The 23,310-nt window shown below is 42.0% G+C and carries 16 protein-coding genes; all 16 read left to right on the top strand.

Annotated elements, in window-relative coordinates:
* The first annotated feature begins 2 nt into the window (after positions 1-2).
* Complete coding sequence (locus ABC831_RS00800) at positions 3-1,040, top strand: biotin--[acetyl-CoA-carboxylase] ligase (protein WP_343246394.1); 1,038 nt, start codon at positions 3-5, stop codon at positions 1,038-1,040.
* Between the two features lie 14 nt (positions 1,041-1,054).
* A complete protein-coding gene (locus ABC831_RS00795) occupies positions 1,055-1,405 on the top strand; it encodes a DUF6145 family protein (protein ID WP_343246393.1) in 351 nt (116 codons plus the stop codon).
* 5 nt (positions 1,406-1,410) lie between these two features.
* On the top strand, positions 1,411-2,184 hold the full coding sequence (locus ABC831_RS00790) for a type III pantothenate kinase (protein WP_343246392.1): 774 nt from the start codon (positions 1,411-1,413) through the stop codon (positions 2,182-2,184).
* A gap of 61 nt (positions 2,185-2,245) precedes the next feature.
* A complete protein-coding gene (dusB, locus tag ABC831_RS00785) occupies positions 2,246-3,193 on the top strand; it encodes a tRNA dihydrouridine synthase DusB (RefSeq protein ID WP_343246583.1) in 948 nt (315 codons plus the stop codon).
* Between the two features lie 209 nt (positions 3,194-3,402).
* Positions 3,403-4,317: a hypothetical protein gene (locus tag ABC831_RS00780; RefSeq protein WP_343246391.1), complete on the top strand. Its 915-nt coding sequence runs from the start codon at positions 3,403-3,405 to the stop codon at positions 4,315-4,317.
* Positions 4,318-4,595: 278 nt separating this feature from the next.
* Positions 4,596-5,078 carry a transcription elongation factor GreA gene (gene greA / locus ABC831_RS00775; RefSeq protein ID WP_343246390.1) on the top strand — a complete coding sequence of 161 codons (483 nt, stop codon included), beginning with the start codon at positions 4,596-4,598 and terminating at the stop codon, positions 5,076-5,078.
* A 13-nt stretch (positions 5,079-5,091) separates the two neighbouring features.
* Complete coding sequence (gene lysS, locus ABC831_RS00770) at positions 5,092-7,062, top strand: lysine--tRNA ligase (protein WP_343246389.1); 1,971 nt, start codon at positions 5,092-5,094, stop codon at positions 7,060-7,062.
* Positions 7,063-7,953: 891 nt separating this feature from the next.
* Positions 7,954-9,702, top strand: a complete 1,749-nt coding sequence (locus ABC831_RS00765; protein WP_343246388.1) for a phosphoadenosine phosphosulfate reductase domain-containing protein — start codon at positions 7,954-7,956, stop codon at positions 9,700-9,702.
* 121 nt (positions 9,703-9,823) lie between these two features.
* Positions 9,824-12,223 (top strand): phosphoadenosine phosphosulfate reductase domain-containing protein, encoded by a 2,400-nt coding sequence (locus ABC831_RS00760; protein ID WP_343246387.1) that lies wholly within the window; start codon positions 9,824-9,826, stop codon positions 12,221-12,223.
* Positions 12,224-12,430: 207 nt separating this feature from the next.
* Positions 12,431-16,012, top strand: coding sequence for a DUF6079 family protein (locus ABC831_RS00755; RefSeq protein ID WP_343246386.1), 3,582 nt, complete (start codon positions 12,431-12,433; stop codon positions 16,010-16,012).
* Positions 16,013-16,018: 6 nt separating this feature from the next.
* The gene (pglZ, locus tag ABC831_RS00750; protein WP_343246384.1) at positions 16,019-18,511 is read left to right on the top strand and encodes a BREX-4 system phosphatase PglZ; all 2,493 of its coding nucleotides are present in this window, start codon (positions 16,019-16,021) and stop codon (positions 18,509-18,511) included.
* Positions 18,504-19,931: a BREX system Lon protease-like protein BrxL gene (gene brxL, locus ABC831_RS00745; protein ID WP_343246383.1), complete on the top strand. Its 1,428-nt coding sequence runs from the start codon at positions 18,504-18,506 to the stop codon at positions 19,929-19,931. The genes pglZ and brxL overlap by 8 nt, the downstream gene beginning before the upstream one ends.
* A complete protein-coding gene (locus tag ABC831_RS00740; protein WP_343246382.1) occupies positions 19,932-21,068 on the top strand; it encodes a cysteine desulfurase family protein in 1,137 nt (378 codons plus the stop codon).
* A gap of 11 nt (positions 21,069-21,079) precedes the next feature.
* A complete protein-coding gene (locus ABC831_RS00735) occupies positions 21,080-22,114 on the top strand; it encodes an HNH endonuclease (protein ID WP_343246381.1) in 1,035 nt (344 codons plus the stop codon).
* Between the two features lie 254 nt (positions 22,115-22,368).
* Positions 22,369-22,692, top strand: a complete 324-nt coding sequence (locus tag ABC831_RS00730) for a multidrug transporter (RefSeq protein ID WP_343246380.1) — start codon at positions 22,369-22,371, stop codon at positions 22,690-22,692.
* Positions 22,693-22,849: 157 nt separating this feature from the next.
* A complete protein-coding gene (locus ABC831_RS00725) occupies positions 22,850-23,191 on the top strand; it encodes an arsenate reductase family protein (RefSeq protein WP_343246379.1) in 342 nt (113 codons plus the stop codon).
* The last annotated feature ends 119 nt before the right edge of the window (positions 23,192-23,310 follow it).

Below are 23,310 nucleotides of genomic sequence, written 5' to 3'. Positions count from 1 at the left end.
GCATGAGCGGCACAACCCAGAGCAGCACAACCAGAAGCGGTAAAACCAGAACCGGCACAACCAGAAGCAGAGTGCTGGCGGCACTTCGGGACACAGAGGGCTATTTATCCGGCCAGGAGCTCTGTGAGCGTCTGCAGATCTCACGGACAGCTGTGTGGAAAGCGGTCCAAAAACTGTCGGATGACGGATACCGGATCGAGGCGGTGCAGAATAAAGGCTACCGGCTGCTGTCCCTGCCGGAGACGCTGTCGGCGGAGGAACTGGAAAGCCGCCTGAAAACCCGCTGGCTTGGTAAAAAAGTTTACGCTTATGATACCGTGGATTCCACCAACAACCGGGCAAAACAGCTGGCCATGGATGGGGCGGAGAACGGAGCGGTGGTATTATCCGAGATCCAGACAGCCGGCAAGGGGAGACGCGGCAGAAGCTGGTGTTCCCCTCCCGGCAGCGGAATCTGGATGTCCTTGATCCTGAAACCGAAATTCATGCCGGAATGCGCGCCCATGCTGACGCTGGTCATGGCTCACAGCGTGGCCATGGGAATCCGTGAGGCCACCGGCCTGGAAGCGGGCATCAAGTGGCCCAACGATGTGGTGGTGAACCGGAAAAAAGTCTGCGGCATCCTGACAGAGATGAGCGCGGAAGTGGACTACATTCATCATATCGTGATTGGCTGCGGCATCAATGTCAATATCGGCGGGTTCCCGGATGAGATCGCGCAGACGGCTACCTCCCTGCAGATCGAGGCAGGCAGGACATTTTCCCGCGCCGCGGTGGCGGAACATGTCCTGAACTGGTTTGAAAAGGATTATGAGATCTTTTTAAAAGATCTGGACCTGTCCGGCCTGAAGGACATTTACAATGAACTTCTGGTGGGGAAAGACGGTATGGTCCGTGTGATGGAACCCAAAGGGGAATACAGCGGTATATCCAGAGGGATCGATGAGCGTGGAGAGCTTCTGGTGGAAAAAGAGGACAAGACGCTTCAGAAGGTATACGCCGGAGAAGTTTCTGTGCGCGGTGTATACGGGTATATATAAAAGGGAGACAAGTCATGGGACAACAGGAAAATATGGTTCTGTGCGGCGCGAGTGCCTACGAGAGAAAATACTATCTCAATGAGGAATTCGAAACGCTGCCGGACTCCATCAAAGATGAGCTGAAAATCATGTGTGTCCTGTTTACGGAAGACGTGGGCGGGATTCTGACACTTCGTTTCACGGAGGATGGAACCCTGGAATTTGTGGTGGACGCAGACGAAGGGGATCTGCTGTACGATGAGATCGGCAGCGCCCTTAAGATCAAAGACATACAGCGGACCAGGCAGGATCTTCTGGAATCGCTGGAACTGTTCTACAAAGTATTTTTTCTGGGACAGGGAATCGATATCGAAGAGGAGGAGTAAGAGATATGCTATTAGTAATCGATGTGGGAAATACAAACATCACCCTCGGCGTATTCGACGACGATGAGCTGATCGGTACGTTCCGGATGACGACCAAGCTACCCAGGACATCCGACGAATACGGAATCTTTATCTGCAATCTGGTGGAACACCGGAACCTGAAAGTAACGGATATCACCGATATCATTATCGCGTCCGTAGTGCCGGATATCATGTATTCCCTGACCAGCGCGATCATCAAATATTTCAAAGTATCCCCGATCGTCGTGGGTCCCGGGATCAAAACAGGAATTAAAATCGTAACTGAAAATCCAAAAGAAATCGGCGCCGACCGGATCGTGGATGCGGTAGCGGCTTATGAACTATACGGCGGGCCGGTCCTGGTTCTGGACTTCGGCACAGCCACCACCTATGACCTGATCACTGCGGAAGGAGCCTTTATCGCCGGTGTCACCTCACCAGGAATCCGTATTTCCGCAAAAGCGCTGTGGGAAGATGCGGCCAAGCTCCCGGAGATCGAGATCAAGAAGCCCGATTCCATATTGGCCAAAGAAACCATCTCCAGTATGCAGGCAGGGCTGGTATACGGCCACATCGGCCAGACCGAATACATCATCCGCCATATGATCGCCGAGTCCGGCCTGACCAATGTAAAAGTAGTAGCCACCGGCGGCCTGGGCAAACTGATCGCCGACAGTACCGAATGCATCGACATTTACGAACCAATGCTGACCTTACAGGGATTGAGATTAATCTATGAAAAATGTAAAAACAGATAAACAAACTTTCACAACAGACCAAGCGGAAAAAGAACCCAAATCCGTCAATAAAAAGAAAAAACTGCTCATCGGAAATGTAGAGCTTGATAACAATTTGATTTTGGCACCAATGGCAGGGGTAACAGACCTGCCATTTCGATTGCTCTGCAAAGAGCAGGGGGCTGGCCTTCTGTGTATGGAAATGGTCAGCGCCAAAGCCATCTTCTATAAAAACAAAAACACGGAAAACCTGCTCCGGATCCATCCCGACGAGCCCCCGGTATCCCTCCAGCTCTTCGGCTCAGACCCGGTCATCCTAAGCGAGATGGCCAAACAAATCGAACCTCTGCCCTTCTCCATCCTGGACATCAATATGGGCTGTCCGGTGCCCAAAGTAGTCAACAACGGCGAAGGCTCCGCCCTGATGAAAAATCCCGCCCTCGTAGAACAGATACTGACCCGCACCGTAAAGGCCATCCAAAAACCGGTCACCGTAAAAATAAGAAAAGGCTTCGACGACGCCCACATCAACGCCGTGGAAATCGCCAAAATCGCGGAAGCCTGCGGTGTCGCCGCCATCGCCGTCCACGGCCGCACCCGGGAACAGTACTACTCCGGCAAAGCCGATTGGGACATCATCCGCCAGGTCAAAGAAGCCGTCCGCATCCCCGTCATCGGCAACGGCGACATCACCACCCCTGAGAGCGCTCTTCAGATGCAGACCCAAACCAACTGCGACGCCCTCATGCTGGCCCGCGGAGTCCGCGGCAATCCCTGGCTCTTCCGTCAGATCCTCACCTACCTGGAAACCGGAAAAACCATCCCCAAACCCACCCAGGAAGAAATCAAAACCATGATCCTGCGCCACGCCACCCTGGCCTGCCAATACAAAGGTGAAAACACCGCCATTCGGGAAATGCGCAAACACGTCGCCTGGTACACCGCCGGAATCCCGCACTCCGCCGATCTGCGCCGCCGCTCCAACGACATGGAAACCCTGGACGACCTAAAACACCTGCTGTCCTTCTAAAACACCTGCTGTCGTTCTACTTCCCACGTCCAAAAATGCTGTAATTAAAGCAGGGATTGAGGAGACGGTTGGGGTGCGGGCCAGCCCGGCCGGCCCGCACCCCAACCGTCTCCTCAATCCCGGACCTCATAATAATCGCACGTTCTGCACATATAATCAGCAAAGGACAAATATACTAGCAGTAATAAAACGATCCGGGGCATGATAGAATGATGAACGGCTATGCTTACACATATCTGATGCCGGCCGGGCAGAATAAAGAAATTCCGGTCCCTGCTTATCTGGAATGGCTTCCGGGAAAGCTCAGGACATATTTTCAGGAAAAGTATTTTTACAAAAAACTGCCGGTGCAAAAAGAACAGATGGAAGTATTGAAAGTGGAGGGGCAGAAGCTGACGCTCCCCTATACATACGACAGACTGAAAAAATTTTCAAAGGAAGATATCACCAATATTTTAAACCGTATAATAATGCGGGAAGGCGTGCAAAATATCGTGGTGGAAAAGAAGCTGGAACCCTATCTGGACGATTCGCTGCTGATCGATGGCCGGCTGCTTCCCTATCTCATGATCCGGGAGGGGACAGCTTGGGTGTGTCACAGGCATCATATTGACCGGAGAGGATTCCAGCCGGTCGTGGTGGACTCCGGTGACTCAGATACGGAATACGTGCTGGCGCAGATTGGACAGGACCTGAATTTTCTGACGCTCCTGACCAGCCGCCCCGAATTCTTCGAAGAGTATGTAGAACAGCTATATGCCCAGACGGGTCTGATGGCAAGTGTACTTACAAAACCATTGTACGGTCAGATTCAGGGAAATGTAGTGCTGGATCTGAACAAGGAAGCGGACCGGGATTACCGCTACTATCCGGAGAACGCGGTTGTGCTGGACCTGACCGGTATGGAGAAAAAACGGCGGGATATCATGGCGAAACGGCGGGATATCACGTTTTACAACCGTTTTGATATAGCGGATGGGGATAAAATTATCGACAACCGTCTGCTTCAGGCGGCTCTTTGCGGGGAATGCACCTGGATCAGCAAATGTGAGCTGGACAGCATGCGCCTGGAGATAGAAGAGTTTCATCTGAAGATACGAAGGTTAAGTGTACAAACTTCGTAGATTTGTGATAAGGAACAGTGTTAGGAAATGGTAAAACAGTGCTGGATACAATGTTAAGAAAATCCATGGAAAAGCGATAAAAACATTGGCTTGACAAGGGTTGGTCTATAGGCTATAATATCATGATTGTTAAAGTAAATTAAAATAGTTATGGATTAAGTCCGGAGTAACTATTTACCGCCGTCCTTTCTTACGGAAGGGGTGCCGCCCAGCTTATACAGAGCAGATGCGGGAATAAAATTCATCAAGTTAGATAGATACAGGAGGGTGTAGATTACATGGAAGAAAAGAAGAACCTACTAACCTATGCAGGTCTTAAGAGCCTGGAAGAGGAGCTTCAGGACCTGAAGGTGGTTAAACGCAAACAAGTAGCGCAGAAAATCAAAGAGGCCAGAGAGCAGGGGGATCTGTCGGAGAACGCGGAATACGACGCAGCCAAAGACGAACAGAGGGACATCGAGGCCAGAATTGAAGAGATCGAGAAGATTCTCAAGAACGCGGAAGTGGTCGTGGAAGATGAAGTGGACCTGGATAAGATCAATGTAGGATGCAAGGTGAAGGTCTACGATGTGGAGTACGACGAAGAGATGGAGTTCAAGATCGTAGGTTCCACAGAGGCCAACAGCCTGGAGGGTAAGATCTCCAATGAATCCCCGGTAGGAAAAGCACTGCTGGGCGCCAAGGTTGGCGAAACGGTATCCGTAGAAGCCCAGGCCGGCTGTATCCAATATAAAATATTAGAAATCCAGAGATCCAACTAAGGAGTGAAAAATTTTGGCTGAACAAAAGAATGTACAGGAACAGGACATCAATCAGCTGCGGAAGATCCGCCGGGAAAAGCTGGAAGAATTACAGGCGAACGGAAAAGACCCGTTTCAGATCATGAAATATGATGCCACGCATCATAGCCAGGAAGTGAAGGATAACTATGAGACGCTGGAAGGAACGCAGGTATCCGTGGCGGGCCGTGTTATGTCCAAACGTGTGATGGGAAAAGCGTCTTTCTGCAATATTCAGGATCTCAAGGGGAATATCCAGTCTTACGTAGCCAGAGACAGCATCGGGGAAGAGGCCTATAAAGAGTTTAAGAAATTTGATATCGGAGATATTGTAGGTATAAAAGGCGAGGTCTTTACCACTAAGACCGGAGAGATCTCCATCCATGCGGCACAAGTGACCCTTCTGTCCAAAAGCCTGCAGATTCTTCCTGAAAAGTTCCATGGGTTAAAGGATACAGATATCCGTTACCGCCAAAGATATGTGGATCTGATCATGAACCAGGAGGTAAAAGATACCTTTATCAAACGGTCGAAGATTATCAGTACGATCCGCAGATTCCTGGACGCGCAGGGCTTCATGGAAGTGGAGACGCCCATGCTGGTATCCAATGCCGGAGGCGCGGCAGCCAGACCTTTTGAGACACATTTTAATGCGCTGGATGAGGACCTAAAGCTTCGGATATCGCTGGAACTTTACCTCAAGAGACTGATCGTCGGCGGGCTGGAGAGAGTCTACGAGATCGGAAGAGTATTCCGTAATGAGGGACTGGACACCAGGCATAATCCGGAATTTACCTTAATGGAGCTATATCAGGCGTACACGGATTATAACGGAATGATGGACCTGACTGAGAACCTGTACCGATATGTGGCTCAGGAAGTTCTGGGCACCACGAAGATCGTTTATAATGGGGTCGAGATGGATCTGGGCAAGCCTTTTGAACGGATTACCATGGTCGACGCTGTCAAGAAATATGCAGGGATTGATTTTGACGAGATTCAGACCGAGGAAGAAGCCAAGGCGCTGGCGAAAGAGAGAGGAATCGCTTTCGAGGCCCGCCATAAGAAGGGTGATATCTTAAGCCTGTTCTTTGAGGAATATGTGGAAGAACACCTGATTCAGCCGACCTTTGTGATGGATCATCCGGTGGAGATCTCGCCGCTTACCAAGAGAAAACCCGGGAATCCGGATTATGTGGAGCGGTTCGAGTTCTTTATGAACGGGTGGGAGATGGCGAATGCTTATTCCGAGTTAAACGACCCGATCGATCAGAGAGAACGGTTCCGGGCGCAGGAGGAATTACTGGCTCAGGGTGATGAAGAGGCCAACCATACGGATGAGGATTTCCTGAACGCGCTGGAGATCGGTATGCCGCCTACAGGTGGGATTGGTTATGGTATTGACCGGATGTGTATGCTGATGACGGATTCTTCAGCGATCCGGGATGTGCTGCTGTTCCCCACGATGAAGAGTATCGGTGGCTCCGATGCGCCTAAGAGATCGGAAAAAGCTGCCCCGCAAGAAGCTGTATATGCTTCGGAGGCATCTGTAAAAGCTTCGGAAACATTTGAAAAAGTTCCTGAAGCGATCGACTTCTCTAAGGTTAAGATTGAACCGTTATTTGAAGAACAGGTGGATTTCGAGACCTTTAGCAAGTCGGATTTCCGTGCGGTGAAGATCAAAGACTGCGCTGCGGTTCCGAAAAGCAAGAAGCTGTTACAGTTTGTGCTGGATGATGGGTCCGGTACGGATCGTACGATTTTAAGCGGAATTCATGATTATTATGAGCCGGAAGAACTGATCGGAAAGACAGCGATTGCGATCGTTAATCTGCCGCCGAGAAAAATGATGGGGATTGACTCCTGTGGGATGCTGATTTCCGCAGTTCATGAGGAAGATGGGCATGAAGGACTGAATCTGCTGATAGTGGATGACCGTATTCCGGCTGGAGCGAAGTTGTATTAAAGAGTTTGGTTTTGAAAATTTATTTAATGAATAGATGGAGACGAGCCGGTTGGTGATTAAATTGCCAGGTGGCTCGTTTTTTTGTTAACGGAGAATGGCAGGAAGGATAGCTATTACATTTATTACCTGTATTTTAAAGTAGTGCAAGCTATTTATGGGGGATTTCATGTTATATTGACAATAGCAAACAGTAGGAGGTAAAAAGCTTTACTGGAGCATTCAAGATATGGTGTGTGCAGACGAATGGATGACTTTATCGTTTCAATTATGTATTTGGGGATGTGACGATTAAGAAAGCGGAGAAGGCACAGGGCCTACTGAAGTGTACATGGAATGTTACGCTTTCCTAATTTTTCTGTTAGGCAAAAATGAGAAAATATTGATTTTGGCTGATAGAATCAAAAGGCGAAGAACGATTGGAATTAGAAAAGTGTTGTATAGATCTGGTTCAGTGTGTTCCTAAGCTGATTCGGATCGATGATCACGTAGTAGGATAACTACATAGCTTTAGATTAAAAGAACTAATATGGTGAAAGATGCCTGGGAAGGCATCAGAAGGAAGCCGCTGCCTGTCGTTAGTCTTATTTTCAAACTGTCGTTAGTCTTATTTTCAAACAGAATTGATTGTTAAATACCCCCGTGGTATAATGTTAAATATATTTTTCAATCCTCTAGTGTCTGCTTTCTCCTATAAATTTAATGCTTATGGGATATAGAGTGGTATGTCAATGTTATTTCTATCGAAGTGCTTTGCAAAATGAATCATATTTTTATTGTAAGCTTGAGGATTTCTCTGAGTTTGTATAAAACATGATGGGTGATATTAATATCCTGTATCATGTTCAGTATAATTAGTTACGTGTTAAATTAAAAACGAATTAAGGTGGGACAATGATTAAATACTTCTGTAAAAAGTGTAACATTGATGCCGGTAAGAGTGAATGTCCCGTCTGTGGAGAGCGAACTGAAGTTAAAAGCAAAATTTACTGGTGTGAATATTGCCAAATTCCGACCTACGACGAAGAATGTCCTATATGTCATTCCCTTGGCAAATATTTGACTTCGGATGTTAGACCTGTCTTTCCGGAAGAAAGATTATTATTAGAAATTCTAATTGATAAACCGCTGGCTTTCTTAAAAGATTCTGTCTGGAATGGTGTGGGTAATAGATATTACGTAAATGGGAAGAAGCTTTCATTTTCTGTTTCTAAGGTGAAAGAATTAAACCCGAATGATATTAGAGAACAGCTGGAACACTATAGAGATCAAAATAGTTATGATTATTTTGACATAATCATCGGACGCTGGATTCTTGCGAACGCAGATCATTATAATTTTATATCGTCTGAGGCAAAGCAGTTTATCCAGGAGTATTCCAGGCGCTTTGTTAAAGGGAATACGAATGCAGCCTTTATTTCTTTTTCAGGGGGAAAGGATTCAACGGTGGTAAGCGACTTGGTGCGAAAGGCATTAGGGACGCCGTCTATCATACATATATTTGGGAATACGACACTAGAATTCCCTCAGACATATGAATATGTGCAGCGATTTCGGGAGGCGAATAGAAAAACACCAGTTCTTCGTGCAGAGAACAAAGAACAGGATTTTTTTCATTTATGCGAGACGTTTGGACCGCCGAGCCGTACATTGCGCTGGTGCTGCACTATATTTAAAACGGGTTTTATTGGAGACAAAATCAAGAAAACGTTTGGGGATCTCAATACGATACTAACGTTCTATGGTATTCGCAGAAGTGAATCGTCAAGCAGAAACAATTATGAGAGATCCTCTATTGGGAAGAAAATCAGTAAACAGCTGGTTGCGTCACCAATTATTGACTGGTTCGATTATGATATTTGGCTGTACATATTAACGACAAAAATTGATTTTAACGACGCATACCGCTTGGGCTACACCAGGGTAGGATGCTGGTGTTGTCCGAATAACAGTCAATGGTCGCAGTTTCTTGCCGGCATATATTTGCCCGATCAATCGAAGCGGTTCCATGAAATACTTTTGGACTTTGCCACGAAAATGGGAAAAGAGGACCCGGAAGATTATGTGAATAGTGGCGGCTGGAAAGCGCGGCAAGGCGGCGCGGGCATTGAATTGAGTAAAAATGTTGCAATAGATTTCAAACCATGCGCCACCGATGCGAAAAGCTTTCATTATATTTTAAATAAACCGATCACAAAAGAGCTGTATGAATTCTTCAAACCATTTGGGGAATTGAATTTTGATATGGGAAAGTCCCGTTTAGGCGAAGTGTACGTTTTAGACGCAAAAACGAAACAGCCGCTTATGAAGCTGCAGGGCAGGCTGGAGACAAATGAACTGCGAATTTCTATTCTTAGTACCCCGATTGCGGCTAGGACGAAAACCGTTGAAATAGAGTTGAAGTTTAAATGCCAGATTACCAAATTTCAGCTTTGCGCCGGATGTCATGCCTGTGAAAATGTATGCAGATATGGAGCGATTCGGCTTGTCAAATGTGGTGAATCAGATACGGATTACCGCTATGAAGTTGATGCGGATAAATGTGTTCATTGCTTTAAGTGCATTAATCATTACACAGGCGGCTGCTATATGAGAAAGGTACTATTGCCCAGAGGAAAGGGATATTCTGAAAATGAAAGATAAATTGAAAAAGGTAACACTGAAAGGGAATGCGTCTTTTAATTGAGAAACGACGTGTTTAGCGCAAATTGCCTAGCAATAATGAGGAGAAGCTTACAAAATATTACTAGAAACGGAGTACTTTATGTTTAAAGTTAAGTGGGATGCTCAGAATAACGGAATTATCTTGAGCGATAATATACCTGATGAAGAAGCAATACCGGCACCTCGCCCGGTTTATTTACAGGAATTACAGATTCTCGAGGTGAATAAAAAATACTGTCTTCCAAAAACAGACAAACCTATTTGTTGGAATATAGATGCGCGATATTATTATAAGGGTCAGCCATTTTTTGAAAGACGAGGAGCAGGTATCTATACGAAACCTACGGTTGTATACAATGATGGGTTTACTTTTACAAACCTGGAGGAAGTTGATATTGATAAGCTGCTTAAAATCAACCGGGAAGCAATAGAAACCATTGAGAATGAAGCGATGGATTTTATTTTAGGGTGCTATGATGCTTTCAAAGGAAAAGTAGATGACTTTGTTGTTGCTTTTTCTGGAGGTAAGGATTCGCAGGTTATCTTGGATTTGGTAACAAGAGTTCTACCAGTAGAGTCATTTAAGGCAGTATTCCAGGATACGGATATGGAGCTTCCGTGTACATACGACATTGTTGCATATACGGAAGAGGATTATAAATATAGATTTCCACACTTCAAGCTTTATCACGCGGAGAGTGATCGTAAGGCTATTGATTTATGGAAACAGTATGGACCGCCGAGCCGGATGAATAGATGGTGCTGCGCTGTTATGAAAACAACTGTTTTCAGAAGAACTATGAAGGAAATACATAATACAGATATTCAGCCTAAGGTAGCAGTATTTGAGGGGGTTAGAGCAGATGAAAGCACAAGAAGAGAAGCATATGAGCGTATAGGCGTTAATGTAAAACATCCTAATTTGATAAATTGTAGAGCTATCTTTAGATGGAACAATGCGGAAATTTTCCTATACCTTTTTGCAAGGGATATAGAACTGAATCCGGCCTATAGAATGGGATTAAATAGAGTAGGATGCGGCGTTTGTCCGTTCGCCTCGGATTGGTCAGAATACTTAATTCGAAGAATATATCCGGATATATCCAAGAAATATGTGGAGGTTATAGAAGAAATGGCCAGGAATCTTGGCTTGAATTCGAATGAAAAGATCAATAACTATATCAGCTCAAACAATTGGAAGAAAAATGCCGGAGGAAGAGGACTGATTCCAGATGGCTCCAGAGTTGACCTTATCAGCAAGGAACCGAATTTCGAATGTGTAGTAACTCAGCCTAAATCAGATTGGAGAATATGGCTCTTTGCTTTATGCCAGTATGTTTCCCGTGAAGAAAATGGCATCGTAAAAGGAGAAATGAATTATAACGGGGAGCTCTACCGATTTAGCGTTGAAGAAAAGGAAAATACAGTCAGATTTATAGTTGAGGGAACGGTGAATAAGCCAGCTTTACATGGTATGCTTTCAAGAGTTCTTACAAAGACTGCTGGCTGTGAGGTTTGCGGAGTCTGCGAAGCTGAGTGTCCTACGGGTGCACTCACGGTAAGGAACAAAGTTGAAATCAATAAAAATATGTGTGTACATTGCCATAAGTGCCTGGAAGTAAGCTCACGAGGTTGTATTATTGCACACAGAAAACAGATTAATGAAGGTGGTATGCTTGTGAAGTCTGCAAATTTGAGGACAAGCGGTATTGACAGATATTCCACTTTTGGATTACGTGACGAATGGGTAGATGTATTCTTTGACAAGGGGAATGACTGGTTTGGAACTTATCCGAATCTGGGATCCAAGATGATACCAGCCGCCAAGAACTGGTTAAGAGAAGCAGAACTGATTGATGAGAAGGAAAATAAAATCTCAGATAAATTTGATATGGTTAAAGGATTATATAACCGTAATAAGCTTGCTGCATGGCAGATTATCTGGGTTGGTTTGGCTTATAACTCGGCAATCGTAAATAGTTTTGTTAAATCTATAAAGCAGGAGATTCCGTATACCAGGGATGATATTGTTGCAATTATGAAGGAGGACTTTCCGACACTAAATGATAATACAATAAAGAATCCTACAAATGCATTGATTACGATGCTGAGATATTCGCCGCTTGGATATTGTACAAATATGCAGACAGAAGCGCAGAATATATATGTGGCAGAATTACAAATGGCAGGAAATTCGACGAAGGGCATCAGAAGAATATCTCCCGGTTATGTTTCTATACCAGCGCTGGCATATTTGTTGTACAAAGGAGCTAAAGAAACAAATTATTATGATATTATAGTAAGTGACCTTCTTATTCCAGAAGTATTAAATCCTTATACTGTATTTGGAATGACAACGATGAATCTTATTCCGGCGTTAAAAGCATTAACCCAGATGGGAGTACTCACCGCCGATTTGACCGGCGGATTAGAGAATGTGCATCTAAACAAGGATATGTCGCCGGATGATGCGCTGGCTGCCGTAATTAAGAGAGTGTGACGAAAGATGGAAGAATGTTATTACTGTAAGACAACCTTGTCAAAGGATGATAAGGCTTTGTGCAAAAAATTATTAGGCAAGAAGATAAAACAGTTTTTCTGCAGAGAACATTTGGCGGAAGTGTTAGATACAGACGAGGAAACACTTACTAAAAAGGTAGAACAGTTTAAAGAAGAGGGCTGTACACTATTTTTGTAGGAGGAAAAGATGCAATATTCAGATATTATAGGAATTGAACCGTTTTTTGATTCCACTTTCAACATGACAGAAGAAAGGGAGAATTATTGGAAACAATTCATTACAAATGAAAAATTTGAATCCAATCTCAAAGAGATCGTAAATGCGTTCACTTCCCCGACAAGTGATCAGCATAAATCTATTTGGGTACAAGGTACTTATGGAACTGGAAAAAGCCATTCTACATCTGTAATCAAGCATCTTTTGTGCGATGATTTGGATGATATAAAAGATTATGCAGAAAAATTGTCGAATCCTCAACTGAAAGCTATGCTTTTAAATTTTCGCAAAAAGGAACGTGTATTTCCGGTTGTTCTTAAAGGCACATATTCTATTGTAGATACGGAAGAACTTAAATATACCGTTCAACGTGCTGTTGTGCAGCAGTTGGAAGATGCAGGTGTTTCAATGACGGTAAAGTCTGATTTTCAGGCTGTAATTGAGATGCTAAATGATAAAAAGTTTGATTCTTTTTGGCAGATTATGCTTACAAATGAGCTATACAGATATGCATCTACGGTGGAAGAATTAAAAGAACTTCTGAAAAACGGAGACGTTGAAGTATTAAAAGAAATCAATATGGCCTTAAAGAAATCAAATATGATCAAGGCCACACCCGATATTAAGCAGTGGCTTACAGAAGTAATGGATGAGCTGCGTAAGCAGAATGTGGCGCAATATCTTGTAATATTTTGGGATGAGTTTACATCATTGCTTGAGATAACGGAAAGAAGAAGTATCCTTAATTGTATACAGGATATCGCGGAACTAAGTAAGGCCCCTAGAAAAGACGATAAGAATAAATATATTGGTGTCTATGTTTTTCTCGTTACCCATAAAAATATGGAGGCAATTGATAGTTATAAAGACCTCAAGGAAGACGAAAAAACTATGGCTAAAGCACGTTTCCTTGGACTGAAATATGACATGCAGGATATTACAACTTACCATATTTTGTCAAATGCTATAAAGATAAAGGATACAACAAAATATGATGCGCTGGTCGAAGAGAGGATGCAGCTTCAGTCGGAGGTGGCAGAAGCGTTGAAGGAAATCGTTGCTCCAATGGATAAACCTGCTCAAACACAGGCAATTATTAAGAGACTGTATCCGTTCCATCCATATACGGCATATCTTGCGACATTTGTATCGAGAGCGATTGGTTCCGTTGAAAGAAGTATATTTGAATTTTTGAATGATGATAATAGAGGTTTCAAGGATTTTATAAAGAACGACATTGATTCCGTGGAATATCTTACTGCAGATAAAGTATGGGATTTTTTTTCTGAGGCATTTTCAGAAGATCGTACGAATAATTTTGATGCGATAATGAATAAATTCTCAATGTATTCAACAAAATTGAAAGATACTGATGTTCCGGAATTGTCGGTATTCAAGGTTATCCTTTTGCTCAATCTTTTGAACCGTGTAACACAATTGGATGATGGGGAACAGGAAAAAAGTCTGGTTCATCCGAGTAAGCGTAACATCTTGTATGTGTTAAGCGGAGCATGGACAAATGAAGAGATTAACAAAGCTCTTACAGCAATTGACGAAAAACAGATCATATTAAAAGGGCCTGATGATGTTTATGAGGTATCCTCATCTGCATTGTCATTAGAAAAGATACAGGCCGAAAAAAATAAGCTGTATAATAAGTATGAAGATGTCAGTGTGCTTCTTGATGAATACGTTGGCTATAAGAATGATATTACCAAAATCATATCAAATACTGACGGATTCAATCGTGCTATAGAGTTCTCATTGATTTGGGGGAATTCACAGGCTGTCTCTATGGAGGCCAAGCTATTGAAGAACTTCAAAAAGAGCTATGCTGCCAAAGTTGCAATCTTTGTGTTCAGAGGTGAAACACCCACTTACGACAATAAGTCCAATCGGGCGGAAAGTGCATTGGAGACTCAGAAAAACATAATTCAAAAACTTTCGCAAAAAGATACAATGAAGAACATTGTTTTTGTGATTTCGGATGTTTTTTTGGGCCAGCAGCGATTTGAGGGAGTTATTGATGCGAAAGCCCGTGAGAATGTTGCCAGAGAAACGAAATTGGAGGATCCTTCTCCATATGAGAAGAAAGCAAGCCACTGGATGGAAAAATGGAGAACGGAAATCATCGATGGATCAACAACTATTATATTTAGAGGAGAACGTGTTAATACGACAACATTCAAGTCTGCATGCAATGCCGGATTGATTTCGGATGTGGCTAGAATATTCACGAATGGAGCAGAGAGGATACCACAGGTAGCAAGTGCAAGTACTGGTTGGAAACAAATATATGCCAAGAAAACAGTTGAGAAAGTTTGTTATGCTGTTAATAGGAAGGAAATAGAGAGCTTTAGCGGAGCTGAATCCGCAGTATCGCATTTATTAAAAGACAAGTCAGGTAATTGGATATTCGATGAAAATTTGAACTATATAGGTCACTATGATGCTACCAATCCGATGACGGTCCTAGTCAAAGCTATTGATGATAAGATAGCAGAATTGCGCAACAAAACTGTGGTTAATATAGGTGTAGACTTTAAGTTTTTAACGGAGCCGCCTTATGGATATTACAACAATTATATTTGTATGGCAGCTGTTGCTTTGGCTTTTAGGCGTTTTATAGAGAAAATGTATTTATCGGACCAGGGAAGCCTTGTATCAGCAACTATCATGCGGGACATTATTAATGCAGCATTTGATTTTTGGATTGGTGGGAAGCAGGATGCTAAGCTTAGAGTAAGATTTTCTACTGCGGAAGAAAAAGATCTTATTGATCTGATTCAGTCGATATTTGGTGTTAAAGGGGATGGAATCTCCGAAACAAAATGGGCGATGCGAGCTAGCTTTGAGTTTAAATATAAATCACCATTATGGGCATTAAAGTATATTGTTGATAAAGGGGCAGAGTTTAATTCCGTTATTGATGCCTTATTCTCATTGGCTAATGCTACGGGGGATAGTATCACTCAGGAGGATGTATCTGATTTATTAGAATCTCTAAAAAAACAGAAGACATCGATTGCACTAACGCTTGAAAGGATAAAGGATTCAACTTGTATCTATGCATTTGTTGACAGGTGTTTGGCAAAAGTAAAGATTAAGTTAGATGATTATTCTAATCTGTTTGCCTATCTAAATCAGAATCTTTCAGATGCAATTGTATTTTGGCGGGAAGAAGATGTAGAAAAACAGATTTTGCAGTGGTGCGTACTGCAAAGCAAGCAATCAGCACCGGTTGTGAATCCAACTCCGCCGGAAGAAGGTTTCGAAGATAGTTATGATGATGCAGATACTGATAACGATAATCCGGTAGATGGTGGTCAAAACGAAGACTATGATAATGAAACATTTGCTGGTCCTGGTTTTGAGCCGATTGAGATTACACCGATTGCTATTGGAAAAACGCATGCGACTATAGAAGCGGCAACAGCAATGATTAATGAGAAAGAGTTTGGAGATGGAGAGGCAAAACAAATTCTTGTGAAATTGTGTAAAGAGTATCCAGTTGTATGTTCTGCGGTAATGAAATTACTGAGTGAGGAATAATAATAAATGGATGTTGGAGCACTAAAGAGAAAATTAATTGAAGACAAAGAGAAAAACACGTACTCTTATAGGAGGTATCCGGTTCGTTTTTTGTTCATGGAGCTGAACAATAATACGCAGAACGAAATCGAGGATCTCGTAAAGAGTTCAAATGGGGAACTTCTGGAGTTAAGTGATTATATAATGAAAAAGGACGATGGCTGGATGACCAAAAGCAGGTTTATTCAAATCATCAGGAATGATACGTCACAAACCAAAGATACATTTGTTGTGGGGTTCTCTGAATTGATCCGATTTTTCTCCAAAATGGAGATAGAGTCTACCGTTCTGTCTTTGTTCGATATTGAGAACAGCAATATTACGGATCCCATCAGCGCTCAGAGAAGAATTTACTTAATCTGTTTTTCTATGAAGGATAACGTATATAAGGTGCTTCAGAAGAGCTTTGCCCGAAAGGATTTAATTGATCCATTTATAAACTCAGACTATGAATTAAGCGGTAAGTACCGGGAGATATGTTTTGTATCCAGTGATTATGCTGCTAATATTAAAAAGAACAAAATCACTACAAGCGTTGAATGGATAGGTTTATGGCGGCATGCGGTAATTATTGATTTTACAATTCCGATCTGGTGTTGCTCTGAAAGCCTATATGAGTGGCACAGCAAGGCTTCTCCGGATAATGCTTTTCAGATAGATGTCGTATATAATACTAAGGACTATCTTCAAAAAGCATATTCTTTTGAGGTTGAAATCCCATATGAAGCGGTAGATGAGGAATATTGGGAACAACTTTGCACCGAGTATACCCGGCAAGCGTCAGGCATGGACATGCAAGGGCTGGTTTCACATTCTCTTGGCATAGATGCAAGATCCACAAGTGCGCTGGCAGGCAAATTTTTAACAACGGAAAGTGCATATGAAAAGTGGCTGCTTAAATGTTATGTGGTGGCCTACTTACCAAACACATTTTTAGGTTTCGTCCTGAAAGTGTTAAAATCATATTCTAAAAAGGAATTTTTAATAAAAATTTGGCAGCAGGGTTATTGGATTCATGATGTTTCACAATTGGATGAACGTTTAACGATAATCAGGGAAATAAATAAGTTTGCGGGAACAATGCCGCCCGAAAATGAAATACAAGAAGTAATCTATGATGGAGTGGTAAAAGAGCTTGGTATAGAGATTGCCTTAGATGTAAAACAGAATGGAATTCAACTTGCTGAGTTGGGCAAGTTGACCGGAAGGGATATCGCTGATCTCAAAGACCGTTTATTATCCTATTATATGAGATTTTTTAAACCAGCATTTACGGGTTTAAGTAAGAAAGAAAAAGAATTTGTTATCAATCTCTGCTCAAATGGAATTTTAGATAAGGCAGAGGTGAAAAATGTATATCCGGCTTTATATTTTTATCTATATAGTCAGGCGGAAAACCAAATAAAAGAAAAAGACGAGTTCAAATTCTACATGCAGGCGTATAGAGAAAGTAAAATTGCAGATAAGGACAATCCGTTTCTGCAGCGTTACTATGATGATGGATGTGCTAACTCCACAAATCTTTATAGTATGTATTATGCGATTCATCATCAGGAAGTAGCCATTGAAGAATATTCGGAAGATTCGGATATATACATATTGGATGGCGTGGGCGCTGAATATTTACCGCTGATAGCAGAACTGTTGAGGATGAATGAATATGTTGTGGAATATTGCGATTATGCAGTGTGTCATTTACCATCTATAACCGATATAAACAAGGATTATCTTGCTGCTGTGCCTTACAAAGAATGGTTCCTTAATTTTGACCGGGAAGTAATACATGGTGAATTCTATAAGACTGCGGTAAATCTTAGAAAGGCTTTCGATATTTTAGAGGAAAAGATGAAAGATATCACTTTAGAGTCATCCGGAAGACGTATTGTTATAACAGCTGATCACGGTGCTACAGCAAGAGCGCGATGGACAGACGCAAAAAAGAAATATAATTTTTCTGCAGCAGATCATGAAGGCCGCTGTTGTAAGGTGTCAGCGAAATCAGATTATGAAGATACGAATGATTACATTGCTTATGAGGATGTGATTAAGCCCGGAACACCATATGTCATATCGCTAAATGATCAATCTTTGTATAACAGGCCGCGATATGAAGATCATGGTGGGGCAACAATAGAAGAAATGTTAGTACCAGTTATTGTGGCGGTACCACACGATGTAAACAGTATTGCGTATAAAGTATTGGAGGATAAACTTGAGGTAAGCGGTTTGGATAAGCTGGTATCATTCACAATTATTCCGGATCCAGAAGGGGAATCCTATGTTATTGAGGCTGATATGAGTAAGCATGTCCTGAAAAAGTCAGGCTTTGTATATTCCACAGAATTATTGTCAGGAAAGGAACAAGACATTACTGTAGTCGTTGCGGACAAGGAATATGAATTCCGCACTAAGAACAGAGCTAAGAGTAATTTAGAAGGAGACGACGGATTTGATGACTGATTTAGATCTTAAGATCAAAGACATTTTTCCGGAAGAATCTATGCACAAGACCCCGGATCGGTATAGCCTTTTTTCAGGCGTAAATGTACCTTCATTTATAAAAGATTGGTTAATCAAAAGGTTTTCCAATGATGATGTTATCTACACGGAAGGATTATACGATTTTATTAAAAAGCATATTCCAACAAAGGATAGCAATATCAGAAGTAGACTTCTGAACGGTGAAGTAATACAGATACTCGCAAGAATTATATTTGAATCAGATATAAAGAGCGGAGAACACCGCTTCCAAATTCCGGATATAGGAATTAAAAGCGGAGAAGGAAAAGTTTCACCATATCTCGCACGTCAGGAAGATCTCCTCAAGGAAGGTGAGAACTGGGGAGTAATAACGATGCAGTATGTAGAGCCCGATGGAAAAGAAAAAGGTTATGCTGAAATGGTTAAGTTCAAGCCTTTTCGTCCCTATAAGCCGGATTTCGAGTATTATTGCCAGGCAAGAGAACGGTTTACTTTAGAGGAGTGGGTGGATTTTCTCATTTGCAACATGGAATATAATCCCAACTCTTCATCTTTTGAATCACTAGATCAGAAATTGCTGTTTTTAACAAGGTTGCTCGTCTTTGTTGAGCCAAATCTCAATATGATCGAGCTAGCACCAAAAGGAACCGGTAAGTCATATATATTTAATAACCTGTCAAAATACGGATGGCAGATCAGTGGAGGAAAGATCACCAGAGCTAAACTGTTTTACGATATGAGTAAAAATACTCTTGGCATCATTCCTTCATATGAATTTGTGTCACTGGATGAAGTAAAGACAATATCGTTTGATAACCCTGAAGAAATACAAGGAGCACTTAAAAATTACATGGAGCAGGGATCCTTCACTGTTGGAAAATCCAAATTTACTTCTCTGGCCGGACTGATTCTTCTGGGAAATATAGATCTGGGTTCTGATAGACGTCCTTTGAATAATCATTATTTTGAGGAACTTCCGGAGGCATTCCAGGACCATGCGCTGATTGACAGATTTCATGGATTCATTGAGGGCTGGTACCTTCCCAGAATCAGTGAGGACTTGAAATTAAATGGATATTCGCTAAATGTTGAATATTTCTCGGAAATTCTTTCATATAGCAGGACACAGTCTTTCTACAGCGCAATAGTAAAAGATCTTTTGGATATTCCAATGAACGCAGATACACGTGACACAAACGCTGTGATTAAGATGTGCTCCGGATATCTGAAATTATTATATCCGCATGTGCGAAAAGCATCAGACATATCATCTGAGGAGTTCAGGCTGGTATGTTTCGACCCTGCTTTTGAAAAAAGAAAAATTATCAGGCAGCAGTTGGCAGCTATAGACAGAGAATTTACCGATCGCATGCCTGATATTAGAGTAAGAGGCGTATAAATGATATATTTTGATAATGCGGCCACCACCGTAATGAGTGAAGCATCACTGCGTGCATTGATCGAGATTTCTTCCAAGCAATATGGAAATCCATCATCTGCTTATAGCTTTGGACGAATAGCGAAAGAGTTACTGGAAGATTCCAGAGCGATCATTGCCGATTGTATTGGAGCAGAAGCTGAGGAGATTTTTTTTACTTCTTGTGGTACGGAAAGCGATAATTGGGTAATTAGCCAGGCAGGATCAAGATGGAGCAAAGTTATTACGTCTAAGATCGAGCATCATGCTATTCTGCATCCGGCAGAAAAATGTGGGACAGAGGGCGTCCGTGTAAGCTTTCTTGCTGCTAATAATCAATGTATTATTACAAAAGATGAATTAAAAAGAAACTTGGATGGTACCCCTGTCCTAGCTTCTGTGATGATGCAGAATAATGAGACCGGGGTGATTCAGCCCGTCAAAGAATTAGCCGAGATCGTACATTCAGATAACAATGAATCGGTTTTCCATACGGATGCAGTTCAGGCTGTTGGGCATATGAGAATCAATGTTAAAGAAATGGGTATAGATATGCTTTCGGCTAGTGCTCATAAGTTTAATGGCCCTAAGGGTGTAGGCTTCCTCTATATAAGGAAGGATTGTATAGTCAACCCTTACATACTTGGTGGGGGGCAAGAGAACGGATTACGTTCCGGAACGGAAAATGTAGCCGGTATCTACGCTATGGCAAAGGCCCTTGAAGATAATATGAATAATTTAGAAGAGAACCGTATTCATATAAAGTATTTGGAGCAGCTTTTGATGGAATTATTATCTGCTGCTGGTATTAATTTTATGGTAAATGGAGACAGTGCTCATAGGGCGGCAGGAATAATTAATATTGCTATTACAGGCCTTGATGGTGAAGGCTTGTTAAATATGTTGGATATGCATGATATCTGCATTTCTATCGGTTCCGCCTGCAATTCGAATTCTCAAAACAGGACTCATGTCCTAAAAGCCATGGGAATTTCAGATGAACAGATTGATTCCTCTGTACGTATTTCCATAGGTAGATATAATACGGAAGATGATGTCCGGACTTTGGTTAAGTGGATAATAAAATATCATAATATTGCAACGATGACAGAAGCTTAGGTGGTGTTTTGATGCCGGGATGGAATTTAAAAGAAGGTACGCTGGTAGAAAGCAAAGTAAATGAAGATGAACTATGGTCTTTGTTTAACTATGTATTTTCCGATGCCTGTAAGAAGACGAATACATATAAATTTGGACTAATAAAATCTATCTGTGATCAAATATATGATTTATATGAAGAGGAGCTAGGATACTTTTTACCATATGACAAGCTCTTTTCTAAATTTGCAGAAAATTATTGGAATCTTGTAAATAAATATGATATTAAACAAATGTCATATAATGGAGTGTCGGAGTATTCGAAGGTAGAAATAATTATTAAGGATGCGGTAAAGACTTATGATATTCCCGAAAATGTATTATTCCAATCCTTAAATGATGCTGAAAGACTAAATATAACGAAGACAGTAACAAATGAATGTAAGCGCTGTGTCATTGGCGCTCTTTATAACGATTTTGAAGGCAAACTGTATGCATTTAACCTTCGGGGAAAGGGATTATACCTGGGCTATGAGGCATATCGTTTTATATCGAAGTATAAAATGGAAATTGAACGCTTGAACTATTATGCGTGGGCCCGTTTCCTTGAAAAAATTAATGATGATAATGCATTGATAAGGGTTTTAGAGAAGCTTGAACTTGCAACACCACAAAGGAAAGATTTGTCAGTGTACAGGGAATTACTTTATAAGGAATTTCAAGAAGACAGATGTTTTTATTGTGGAAGAAAATTAGACAAGAACATTCATGTGGATCACTTTATTCCTTGGTCATTTGTCAAAAATGATAACTTATGGAATTTTGTTTTATCATGCCCGAGATGTAATGTACGTAAGAGTAATAATTTAGTTAGCCAAGATTACCTTGTTAAGATTGAAAATCGAAATAATATAATAATGGAAGAATCCACACAATCTTCTTTTATTAAAGATGAGTTCTGCGGATATTATCCCGGCTTACTGGACCGAATGTGGAAATATGCCAGAATGAGTGGAATACGAGAACGGAGTGATTTTTTAGAGGCATCTACGGAGTTAAAATTATAGTAATTTGACTACTTCGAACTTTATAAAGACAGAGTGGATGATCTTTTGGCCAAGCAGGTTAAAATATCTAAGGCAGACCAGGCCCCCCAGGTTGGAAGTGATTAACCGGTACATTGAGGAAAAACTGACGTATTATAAAGCGATTGCCGAACCCATGGCATACGACAGGAACCCCGACAGGGAATCTCTTGAGCTGAAATTCAGGAAACTGATAAAAGGTAATTACACATAGCACAGGAGGAGGATCATTTATCATGGTAGAAATCTCAAAACAGGATTGGAAATTATATCGGGAGAGACTTCCGCAGTGGCAGGAGCGTTACATGGAGCAGCTGACAAAGGAATATATCGATTTGCTAAGCTCTCCGGGAAAAGCCTCTGACCATTTCTGGGAGCTCGAGAAGAGGGTAAAACAGGACAAGAAGCATCCAGGTGTATTGATCGAGGTGAGAAAATCAACTGCATTCTGGGATATTGCAAGTTTTGTTGGATATAAAGTTATTACAATGGATGAACTGGATGGCTTCAGTGCGGAGCTGATTGATGCGGTAAAGCTGATCCTTAGCAGGTTGATGTAGTTTGTGTATTAAAATATAATGTTTGCTATGGCTGGCATAGAGCAGCCAAACGTATTTAATCAGGAATCTTTGGTTTGATGGTTTTAAAAAACTATGTATTGTATGAAGAAGCAAATTTAATGGAATCCCTGAGTGGACAGGTGAGGTTGAAAAGAAAATGAACATACAGATTTTCGGCACAAAGAAGTGCAACGAAACAAAGAAAGCGGAGCGCTTTTTCAAGGAGCGCGGCATCAAGTATCAGTTTATCGATATGAAAGAAAAGGGCATGAGCAAAGGAGAGTTTACTTCTGTTGCTCAGGCGAATGGCGGAATAGAAAAAATGATTAACTGGGAAGGCAAGGATCAGGATACGCTTGCGCTGATCAAGTACATTGCCGATGAGGATAAGCTGGAGAAGATTCTGGAGAATCCTCAAGTGATCAGGACCCCGGTGGTCAGAAATGGAAAGCAGTCTACAATAGGCTATCAGCCGGAAGTGTGGAAGGGATGGAGCTAACCAGAAAGAAGCTCAAAAAATACTATTAAGGGCTATCGGCCAGCTGATCATTCAGCTGGTGCGATAGCCCTAATTTTGGGCCGTATTTCCAGATATAATAAATAAGCTAAAACATACAC

This window comes from Diplocloster hominis, assembly GCF_032380655.1.
In the GTDB taxonomy this organism is placed as follows: Bacteria; Bacillota; Clostridia; order Lachnospirales; family Lachnospiraceae; genus Diplocloster; species Diplocloster hominis.
The sequence above is the reverse complement of the archived record's forward strand: the minus strand, read 5'-3'. Positions and strand labels throughout refer to the sequence as shown.